The 9555-nt window shown below is 71.5% G+C and carries 10 protein-coding genes and 1 pseudogene; 8 read left to right on the plus strand and 3 right to left on the minus strand.

The genetic code is table 11. From position 1 onward, the window contains the following. The 3 genes and pseudogenes from AIIKEEIJ_RS08180 to glnT all read right to left on the minus strand — a co-directional run. Window positions 1-499 (minus strand): annotated as a pseudogene (locus AIIKEEIJ_RS08180) (protein glxC); the annotation flags it as partial. Between the two features lie 44 nt (window positions 500-543). Further along, window positions 544-1431, minus strand: a complete 888-nt coding sequence (locus AIIKEEIJ_RS08185) for a glutamine amidotransferase (protein WP_006937281.1) — start codon at window positions 1429-1431, stop codon at window positions 544-546. A 56-nt stretch (window positions 1432-1487) separates the two neighbouring features. Then, window positions 1488-2864 (minus strand): type III glutamate--ammonia ligase, encoded by a 1377-nt coding sequence (gene glnT, locus AIIKEEIJ_RS08190; RefSeq protein ID WP_010592825.1) that lies wholly within the window; start codon window positions 2862-2864, stop codon window positions 1488-1490. Between the two features lie 301 nt (window positions 2865-3165). Here glnT and AIIKEEIJ_RS08195 point away from each other — a divergent pair, with 301 nt between their 5' ends. From AIIKEEIJ_RS08195 to AIIKEEIJ_RS08230, 8 genes are all read left to right on the plus strand, one after another. Next, a complete protein-coding gene (locus tag AIIKEEIJ_RS08195; protein WP_006937276.1) occupies window positions 3166-3543 on the plus strand; it encodes a cupin domain-containing protein in 378 nt (125 codons plus the stop codon). Window positions 3544-3553: 10 nt separating this feature from the next. Then, window positions 3554-4066, plus strand: coding sequence for a dimethylamine monooxygenase subunit DmmA family protein (locus tag AIIKEEIJ_RS08200; RefSeq protein ID WP_230304459.1), 513 nt, complete (start codon window positions 3554-3556; stop codon window positions 4064-4066). Further along, the gene (locus AIIKEEIJ_RS08205; protein ID WP_029543120.1) at window positions 4066-5061 is read left to right on the plus strand and encodes a PDR/VanB family oxidoreductase; all 996 of its coding nucleotides are present in this window, start codon (window positions 4066-4068) and stop codon (window positions 5059-5061) included. Before AIIKEEIJ_RS08200 ends, AIIKEEIJ_RS08205 begins: the two co-directional genes overlap by 1 nt. Next, on the plus strand, window positions 5058-6065 hold the full coding sequence (locus tag AIIKEEIJ_RS08210) for a heme-dependent oxidative N-demethylase family protein (RefSeq protein WP_006937271.1): 1008 nt from the start codon (window positions 5058-5060) through the stop codon (window positions 6063-6065). Before AIIKEEIJ_RS08205 ends, AIIKEEIJ_RS08210 begins: the two co-directional genes overlap by 4 nt. Beyond that, window positions 6062-6538, plus strand: coding sequence for a dimethylamine monooxygenase subunit DmmA family protein (locus tag AIIKEEIJ_RS08215; protein ID WP_006937269.1), 477 nt, complete (start codon window positions 6062-6064; stop codon window positions 6536-6538). The genes AIIKEEIJ_RS08210 and AIIKEEIJ_RS08215 overlap by 4 nt, the downstream gene beginning before the upstream one ends. A 24-nt stretch (window positions 6539-6562) precedes the next feature. Then, on the plus strand, window positions 6563-7570 hold the full coding sequence (locus AIIKEEIJ_RS08220) for a heme-dependent oxidative N-demethylase subunit alpha family protein (protein ID WP_161995398.1): 1008 nt from the start codon (window positions 6563-6565) through the stop codon (window positions 7568-7570). A 70-nt stretch (window positions 7571-7640) separates the two neighbouring features. Beyond that, entirely contained in the window at window positions 7641-8801 is a 1161-nt protein-coding gene (locus tag AIIKEEIJ_RS08225; protein WP_072635040.1) for a lycopene cyclase family protein, read from the plus strand. A gap of 99 nt (window positions 8802-8900) precedes the next feature. Further along, window positions 8901-9555 (plus strand): DMT family transporter (locus AIIKEEIJ_RS08230; RefSeq protein ID WP_161995399.1); only part of this gene is annotated, 655 nt, incomplete at its 3' end.

Below are 9555 nucleotides of genomic sequence, written 5' to 3' on the forward strand. Positions count from 1 at the left end.
CGTCGCCGAGGACGACGAGCCGTCCGGCCTGTCCCATGAAGGCACTCATGTGGCCGATGCTGCCGCCGACGACGATGTCGACGCCCTTCATGGAGATGCCGCAGCGGGCGGCGGCATTGCCCTCGATCACCAGCAGCCCGCCGTGGGCCGTGGCGCCGGCGGACTGGGAGGCGTCCCCGGTGACGCGCACGGTGCCCGACATCATGTTCTCGGCGACCCCGACCCCGGCGTTGCCCGCGACGGTGACGGTCGCATGCTTGTTCATCCCGGCGGCGTAGTAGCCGACGTGGCCTTCGATGCGCACGTCGATCGGCCGGTCGAGCCCGCACGCGAGGGCGTGCTTGCCCTGGGGATTGGTCACGGTCACCGCGGCCGGGGCTTCGGTGGCCTGCAGTGCGGCGTTCAGTTCGCGCGTGGTGGTGACGTCCAGGTCGTACGTCGCCGTGGCGGGGAGCGTGTCGGTGGGCAGTGTGTCGGTGCGCAGCGTCTCGGTGGTCATGGGCGTCTCCGGCGTCGAAGAGATGGGGGAAGCGTCGGTGCTGGTCAGCGGTGCCATACGTAGACCCGCTCCGGCTCGGGCTCGAAGATGTGAGCGTCCGCGATGCCGGGCAGGCCGGCGAGGGCCCGGAACTCGGAGGCCATCGCGACGTACGCGTCGGTCTCGGCGACGATCGCCGGCTTGCAGGCGATCGGGTCGCGTACGACGGCGAACGAGTCGGACGTCGACACGAGGAGGGTGTAGAACCCGTCGAAGCGCTCCCCGAGCAGACGCAGGGCCTTCTCCAGGTCGGCGCCCTCGGCGAGGTGCTTGGCGACGAACCGTGCCCCGACCTCGGTGTCGTTCTCGCTGTCGAATGCCACACCCTCGGCCTCGAGTTCGCGCTTGACCGACAGGTGGTTGGAGAACGAGCCGTTGTGCACCAGGCACTGGTCCGGGCCGACGGCGAACGGGTGCGAGCCGGCGGCGGTGACGGCCGATTCGGTGGCCATGCGGGTGTGGCCGACGCCCTGCCAGCCGGAGGCGGCCGGGATCCCGAAGCGCTCGGCCAGCGCCACCGGATCGCCCATGCCCTTGAGGACGGTCACGTCGTCGCCGAAGCCGATGATCGTTGCACCGGGGTCGACGGCGCGGACGGTGTCGGCGAGCAACTGGGCCGGGACCGGCGCGTGGAGCACGGTGGTGGGGGCCAGGTCGATCGCGGTCACGGTCACGCCGAGTGCGGCACCGGCGGTGGCGGCGACGTCCGGGGCGGCGCCGAGCAGGGACACCGACGCGTGGCCGGCGGGGGAGAAGGTGGGGTCGCCGTAGAGGGCGACTCCGGCCGAATCCGGCCCCCGGTCGACCATCTGGCCGAGCATGCCGGTCAGCAGGCCACCCAGCCGGGGGGCGAGGGAGGCGTCACGCAGGTGAAGCCCGACGATTCCGCACATGGGTCGTCTCTCCTTTACAGGTCGTCGTTCGCGGTGGCCCGTTCGGACCGAACGGGTCAGAAGGCGGTCAGGTAGCTGTCGATCTCCCACGAGGTCACGGTGTTGTGCCAGTGGAAGAACTCCTCCCGCTTGAGGGAGGCGAAGTACTCGGCGACGCCCGGGCCGGCGGCGTCGAGGGCGCCGGTGACGACGGGGTCGGCGGTGAGCGCGTCCATCGCGTGCAGCAGGGTCATCGGCAGCGTCTCCGAGTTCGGGGTGCCGCCGGGTGCGCCGGGATCGAGCTTGCGGTCGATGCCGTCGAGGCCCGCCGCGACGGTCGCGGCGGCAGCGAGGTACGGGTTGGCGGAGCCGTCCCCGCCGCGCAGCTCGACGCGGTTGCCGTCCGGAACGCGGAGGTAGTGGGTGCGGTCGTTGCCGCCGTAGGTGGCGTGCCGCGGCGACCACGTCGCGCCGGAGCTGGTCGCGGTGGCGCCGGTCCGCTTGTAGGAGTTGACGGTCGGGGCGATCACGCCCTGCAGGGCGCAGGCATGGTCGAGGATGCCGGCGATGAACGCGTAGGCGGTCTCGGACAGGCCGAGACCGCGGGGGTCCTCGGCGTCGGGGAAGGCGGAGCCGTCCTCCCGCCACAGCGACAGGTGCATGTGCATGCCCGAGCCGGTGCGGTCGGCGAACGGCTTGGGCATGAAGGTCGCGGTCATGCCGCGCTGCTCGGCGAGCACCGAGATCAGGTAGCGCAGGGTGACGACGCGGTCGGCGGTGGTCATCGCGTCGGCGTACTGGAAGTTCTGCTCGAACTGCCCGTTGCCGTCCTCGTGGTCGTTGGCGTAGTTGCCCCAGCCGAGGGAGTTCATCGCCGCGGAGATCGAGGTCAGGTGCTCGTACATGCGGGTGACGTCACGGGCGTCGTAGCAGGGCTGCCGGGAGGTGTCGAGCACGTCGGCGGTGCGCAGCGTCCCGTCCTCGTCGCGCTGGACGAGGAAGTACTCGATCTCGGCGCCGACCTTGACGGACAGGCCCCGTTCGGCCGCCTTGCCGAGAACCTCCTTCAGGATCACCCGCGGGGCGTAGGGCCAGGGCTTGCCCTCGACGTGGGGATCGCAGTGCACCAGCGCAAGGCCCGGGCGCACGAACGGGATCGGCGTGAAGGAGGTGGGATCCGGGATAGCGACGAGGTCGGGATCCCTGGGGACCTGACCCATGGCTCCGGCGGCGTAGCCCGCGAAGCCGACCCCGTCGGACTGCAGCTCGTCGACCGCCTCGACCGGGACGAGCTTGGCGCAGGGCTTGCCGGCGAGGTTGGTGAACACCGCGAGGATGAAGCGGGTGTCGGTGGCGCGGGCGAGTGCGGCGAGATCGGCGGAGCCGGCGGCATCGGCGGGGGCGTCCGTGGAGGGCAGACGCATCACGGGGAGGTCGGTGGCTTCGAGCGTCATGGGGACTCCTGGGGTTCGGCTGCGAAGTTTCATAAGGTGAATCGCTGTCGAATGCAATGAAACATAGCATGCATGACGGGCGTGTTACGCCGCCGTGAGTTTGTGGTGACGGTCCGGCTCGGCCCGCGCCGCTCGGGGGAGAAACGAATGTTCCTGACGCTGAGAGGATTCGGTTACACGCGTTAACGCGTCGGCAACCGTCGGTGCGTTTCATCTCATTACTGTCTGTTTCACGTCAGCGATCGACGTTCCGTCCTCCCGCCCACGGCCGGTGCAGCCGGCCTCGTTCCTAGGAGCACTCATGGCAGAAACCACCACGGTTCCCGCATTCCGCGTCACCGCAGACTTCTGGAAGACCCTGCCCCAGATGTCCACCGAGGAATTCCCGGGCACCGAGGGCTTCATCGACGACGTCTATCCCAACCCCGAGGGGTCGGAGATGGCCGCGGGCTACTTCAAGCTCGCGCACACCGACGCCCCGCTGGACTACCTGTACGAGTACGACGAGATGAAGGTCGTCCTCGAAGGGGAGTTCCGCCTGGAGAACCTGGATACCGGCCAGGTCGAGATCGCCCGCGCCAAGGACGCGATCTTCTTCCCCAAGGGCTCGCGGATCCGCTTCACCACCCCCCACGGCGCCCTGGCGTTCTACGTCGGCCAGCGCACGTTCGCGCCGTAAGGATCCGGCCATGAGCGTCTGTATGGAGACCACCAGCGTGCCGCGCTGGGACGAGGAGCGGACCGTGGCCGACGGCGGCAGGACGGTCACCGTCCTGTCGTTCGGCGACGCCGCCACCGACCACGCCCGCCGCCTGGTGACCTCCTTCGAAGGCCGGCGAGTGAGCTGGCTACGGGCGCCCGCCACCTGGGGCGACGCGGCCGCGGAGGTGCTGCAGCGCCAGCTCTCCGCGGCCCGCGTCGGCTGGCGGCTCGTGCTGGTGGGCGACGAGGCCGCCGTCCTCGCCGCCCGGGCCGTGGCCGTCGCCGCGGGGGCGCTCGACGACGAGATCCTGCCCGAGGTGCTGACCACGGACACGCGCACGGTGTACTGCGCCCACTGCGGACACACCCACGACGCCACCGCCGCGATCGGGCAGACCAGCACGTGCCCCGCGTGTTCGGCGGAACTCGTCGTGTACCACCACGTTTCGCGCCACCACGGCGCATATCTCGGCTACCAGCTCGACGCGGAGGAAAGCTGATGACCCTCGTATCCGATGCCGGAGCGGCCGTCCGGCGCAGCGACGCGACCCTCGCCCTCACCGTCGCCGAGGTGGCCACCGTCGCCACCGGAGTGCGGCACGTGCGGTTCGTCGACCCCACCGGTGCGCCGCTGCCGTCGTTCACCCCAGGCAGCCACGTCGTGCTCTCCTGCGGCGCCCACGACGACGGCCGGCCCCGCCGCAACTCCTACTCCCTGACCGGTCCGGAGCTCGAACCGCAGAGCTACTCGATCTCCGTGCGGCTCGACGAGACCGGCCGGGGCGGCTCCCGCTGGATCCACGCCCTCGAGGTCGGGGACGTCGTGGAGGTCAGCAGGCCCCGAAGTGCCTTCGCGCCGATCCTCACCGCGCGTCACCACATGCTCGTGGCCGGCGGTATCGGCGTCACACCCATCCTCTCGCACGCCCGCGCCGCCGCTCAGTGGGGCCGCTCCTTCGAGGTCCACTACACCTTCCGCGAGGGCGACGGCCCGCACCTCGGCGAGTTGCGCGAACTGTGCGGAGACCGCCTGCACACCTACCACACCCCCGAAGAGTTCTGGGCCGCACTCGGCCCGGCCCTGCTCGATCAGCCGCTCGGCACCCACCTGTACGTGTGCGGGCCCTCCGGTCTCATCGACGAACTCACCCGTCGCGCCCGCGGCGCGGGCTGGCCGGACGCCCGCATCCACTACGAGCACTTCGGTGTCGGCGACCTCGAGCCCGGAACCCCGTTCACCGCGCATCTGCGCCGCACCGGGGTCGACATCGCCGTGAACTCCGGCGTGAGCCTGCTCGAAGCGCTCGAGGCGCGCGGGGTACCGGTGCCCAACCTGTGCCGGCAGGGGGTGTGCGGCGAGTGCCGGATCCCGGTGGCGGACGGCGCGATCGAGCACCGCGACCTGTACCTGACCGACGCGGAGAAGCACGCCGGCGACTGCATGATGCCGTGCGTCTCCCGCGCCGGCGGCGAGCGATTGGAGCTGGACCTGTGACTGCCGCAACCGAATTCGAGGTGCTCCCGGAACGCGTCGCGCGGTTCCCGTTCCCCTTCCCGCGGGACACCTACCGGTACAGCACCAACGTCGAGCCGGCCGGGACCCGCGCGGACACGGCGGCCGGCGGCTGGGGCGAGCACCCGGTCGACATGGACGGCTTCCTCCTCGACGAACTCGCCGAACGACGGCGCGTGCTCGACGCCGACCCGAGCCGCTTCCAGGCGCTCGGGCACATGGAGGTCGCGCAGTGGGACGCGATGCTCACCCTCATGAAGATGCTGGCCGAGGCATACCCTCAGACGTTCGCGCTCGACCGTGACGGCACCGTCCGGCGGTGGAGCAACCGCGCCCTCGACCTCGAGCAGGCGTTCGTCTACGGGCAGTCCGCCACCCTGCCCGAGCCGCCGCTGCTGTACATCGGCCGGCAGATCCAGGAGGACGTCGTGCTGCTCGATCAGCGCGACGGCGCCCTGTGGGGTGACGCGGGCCTGGTGACGTTCGCCGCGGACTGGTCGCTGCGCTTCGACGTCGGGATGAGCTTCCTGCAGATCCACGGTCCCGTGCCCCGCATCCACACCGAAGGGGTGATCACCCGCGCCCAGTCCTTCCTCATGGGACTGCACGCCGGGCAACGGTATCGGCGCACCAACTGGACCCTCACCGTGGACCGCCGGCTCGACACGGCCACCGAGACGTATCCCGAATGGGGACGCGATCGGCGCCTGCTCGCCGAGGGCCCGCTCGACGACGTCGGCCGTCGCCTGCACCTGCGGGTCGAGGTGCAGCACCTGATCCGGCTCGGCGCGTCCGGCGCGATCATGTTCCTCATCCGCACCTACCTGCTGCCCTTCGAGGAGATCGCGCTGGTGCCGGAATGGGCCGACCGGCTCTACCGGGTGCTCGAGGAACTGCCCGAGGACATGGCCGACTACAAGGGCATCACGCGCACCCGCGAACCCGGTCTGAAGTGGTTGCGCGAGTTCGGAGGTGTGCGGCCGTGAAGAACTCGGGATTCGTCACCGGTGCGGTGCCCCCGATCGATCCGGGCGGGCGCATCCACCTGCTGTTCAGCCTCGGCGACTGCGCCGACGCGCGGGCCGCGGTGACGGCCTGGGCGGCGCAGGCACTCGCCCTCGGCCGCGTCGCGACCACGGTGCCGAACGCGAGCGCGGACGAGGTGTCGCGGCTCGTGCGTGAGGCCCGCGCCGGTGCCCGCGTGCTGATCGCCGGCCCGCGGCGTGAGGCGATGGCCGCGACGGCTGCGGCGCGTACCGCCGGCGTGCTGCCGTGCGAGATGACCACCTACGTCACCGCCGCCGACGGAGTGTCGCTGTTCTGCCCGCACTGCGCCACCACCCAGTCCGTCGACGCCGCTCCCGGGGCGGTCGTCGCCTGCGGTTCGTGCGGCCTGGACCTCGAGATCCGTCCTCATCTGTCGGGACATCACGGCACCTACCTCGGGGCCGTGGCCTGACCCGCCATCCGGAAAGGAACCTTCGTGACCACCTCCGTCGCCAGCGACCTGTCCTGCCTGCCGTGGCCTTTCCCCGAGGGCGACAGGACGTTCCGTTACGCCGTGAACGTCGAACCGGCGCCGCGCCGCACCGAGACCGCCGCCGGGGCCTGGGGCGAGCACATCGTCGACCTGGGCAAGAGCCACGACGAGTACGTCGAGATGATGCGGTTGCGTCGCTCGATCGTCGAGGCCGACCCCGGGCGCGTGCAGATGCTGCCGCACATGACGCCGGCGTGCTGGGACCTGATGCTCTACTACATGCGCGACATGGCGGCCTCGTTTCCCGACGTCATGCACCTCGACGTCGAGAACGGCGGATACCGCTGGCGCAACGACCTTCTCGGAATCGATCAATGGTTCGTGCCGGGGGATTCGGGCACCCTGCCGGAGCATCCGCTGGTGTTCATCGGGTGTCAGCTGCCCGACGACGTGCTGCTGGTGACCGAGCGCGACGGGCACCTGTGGTTCGACGCGGCGCTGGTCACGTCGTCCGCCGACTGGTCCGTCAAGTTCGACATCGGCATGAGCCTGCACGAGATCCACCGGCCCGTTCCCGGCCTGACCCCGAACGGGGTGACCGACCGCGCCGAGCAGTTCATGCGGCGCCTCACCACCGAGCGGCCGTACCGGCGGGTGAACTGGACCTTCTCCGCGGTCGGTTCGCGGCGCCGGGACACCAGCCTCGAGACGATGCCCGAGTGGATGGACGACATGCCGCAGCTGATCGCCGAACGCGACTGGGGCCGCATCCAGTTGCGCATCGAACTCGAGCACCTGATCCGCCTGCCGATGACGGGGGCGCTGGTGTTCAACATCCGCACCTACATGGCACCGCTCGAGGAGATCGCGCAGGTCCCGGCGTGGGCCGAGCAACTCGCCGACATCGTCGAGGAACTGCCCGCCGAGATCGCCGCGTACAAGGGCATCGACTCCTACCGCATGCCGGCGATGGCCTGGCTGCGCGAGCGGACGCGCGCCCGGGCCGCATAGTGGCGCACCGGATTCACCGGCGGCCGGTACGGTGACGGAGGGAGGGTCTCCGGCGAGGGGAGAAGCGAGCGTGCGAGCGTGGAGCGGACCGGTCGACGGCGGCATCGCCGTCCTGGGTGCGGGCCTGAGCGGACTGTCGCTGGCGGCCCATCTCGCCGCCGTCCCGGCGCGACCCGGCCCGGTGGTGCTCGTCGACGACGGCGCCCGCGACATCCGTGACGCCGGCTGGGCGTTCTGGTCCCGCCGGTCCGGGCTGCTCGACGCGGCCGTCTCCGCGCGGTTCGCCCGGATCCGGGTCCATGCGGGCGGACGGGCCCGCACGCTCGGCCTCGGCCGGTACCGGTACGGCGTCGTCCGCGGAGCCGACCTGGCGTCGGTGGTCGGCGAGGTTACGGACCGAGTCGACGACATCGGGCTCCGCACCGGCCGGGTGACGCAGGTGCACGACGGGGCCCGCCCGCGTGTCGCCCTGTCCGACGGCACGGAGCTGCACCCCGAGTGGGTCTTCGACGGCCGGGGCCCCGACGCCGACGACCGCGGGACGAGCCCCGATGCGTGGCTGGACTTCCGCGGGTGGCGGATCCGCACCGAAGCTCCCCTGTTCGATCCCGACGTCCCCACCCTGTTCGACTTCCGCACCGATCAGCGCCGGGCGGCGTCCTTCGTGTACGTGCTGCCCACCGATACCCGGCACGCCCTCGTCGAGCACACGAGTTTCGCGCACCCCGACGGCGGGCCCGTCGGCACCGCCGCTCACGACGAGGCGCTCCGGGAGTACCTGGCGGCCGTGCTCGGCGCGGACGAGGACACCTACATCGTGGAGGCGGACGAGTCCGCACGGCTTCCGTTGGCGTCGCGGCCGCCCGCGCGGCGCAGCGGCAACATCGTGCGCATCGGCGCCGCGGGCGGAATGCTCAAGGGCAGCAGCGGATATGCGTACCAGCGGATCCAGTGCGACAGTGCGGCGATCGCGCAGTCGCTCGCCCGGCACGGGCATCCCTTCGACGTGCGGCCTGCTCCGTCCCGGTTCGCCCGGTACGACCAGGGGCTGCTGCGGGCCGTCGTCGAGCGGCCCGCGGTGCTCGAGCGCGCCTTCGCGGGGCTGTTCGACCGGTCCTCCGCGGAGCCGATCCTGCGGTTCCTCGACGAGGAGTCGACGTGGCGCGACGAGGCGGCGCTGTTCGCGTCGCTGCCCGCAGCCCCGCTGCTCAGGGCGATGGCCGGCCGCTGACCGTGCCCGGGTGATACCGCGCGACCGGCCGCGGGCGACCCGGTCGGGCCCGGCTCGTTCGATCGGCGAGGTACCGCGCTTCGCCCTAGGGTTGGGCGCGTGTCGGACTCGGTGGGCGCAGCGCTGCTGGCGATCGCCGCGGCCTTGTGCATCGCGGTGGGTACGGTCGTGCGTCAACGCACGGCGGCCGGTGTGCCGGACGACGCCGTGGGCACGCTGGGCCCGATCACCGCTCTCGTCCGCAACCCCGTGTGGTGGCTGGGCACCGTCGCCGGCGTCGGGGGATACGCCTTCCAGGCCGCGGCGCTCGGCCGGGGCTCTCTGCTGCTCGTGCAGCCGCTGCTGGTGCTGTCACTCCTGTTCGCGCTGCCACTGGGTGCCCGCCTCGCCGATCGCAGCGTCGGCCGGAGTGAGTGGCTGTGGGCGGCGGCGCTCACGGGGTCGGTCGCCGTGCTCGTGGTGCTGGGGAATCCCCGGCCGGGACTCGCCCGGGCCGAGCCGCTGCACTGGGTGCTCACCTGTCTCGTCGGTGCCCCGCTGGTGGCGGCCGGTCTGATCGCCGCCCGGCGGGTGCGCGGCGCGCGCAAGGCGCTGCTGCTCGGCGCCGTGGGCGGCGCCCTGTTCGGGGTCTCGGCCGTACTGACCAAGGGAGTGGTCGACATCGCGTCCCGCGGTGTGCTGCCGCTCGCCACCGCTCCCGAACTGTGGGCGCTCCTGCTCCTCGCCGCGGGGGCGGTGACGGTTCAGCAGGCGG

Source organism: Rhodococcus sp. YH1 (assembly GCF_009939605.1).
Lineage (GTDB): Bacteria > Actinomycetota > Actinomycetes > Mycobacteriales > Mycobacteriaceae > Rhodococcus > Rhodococcus aetherivorans.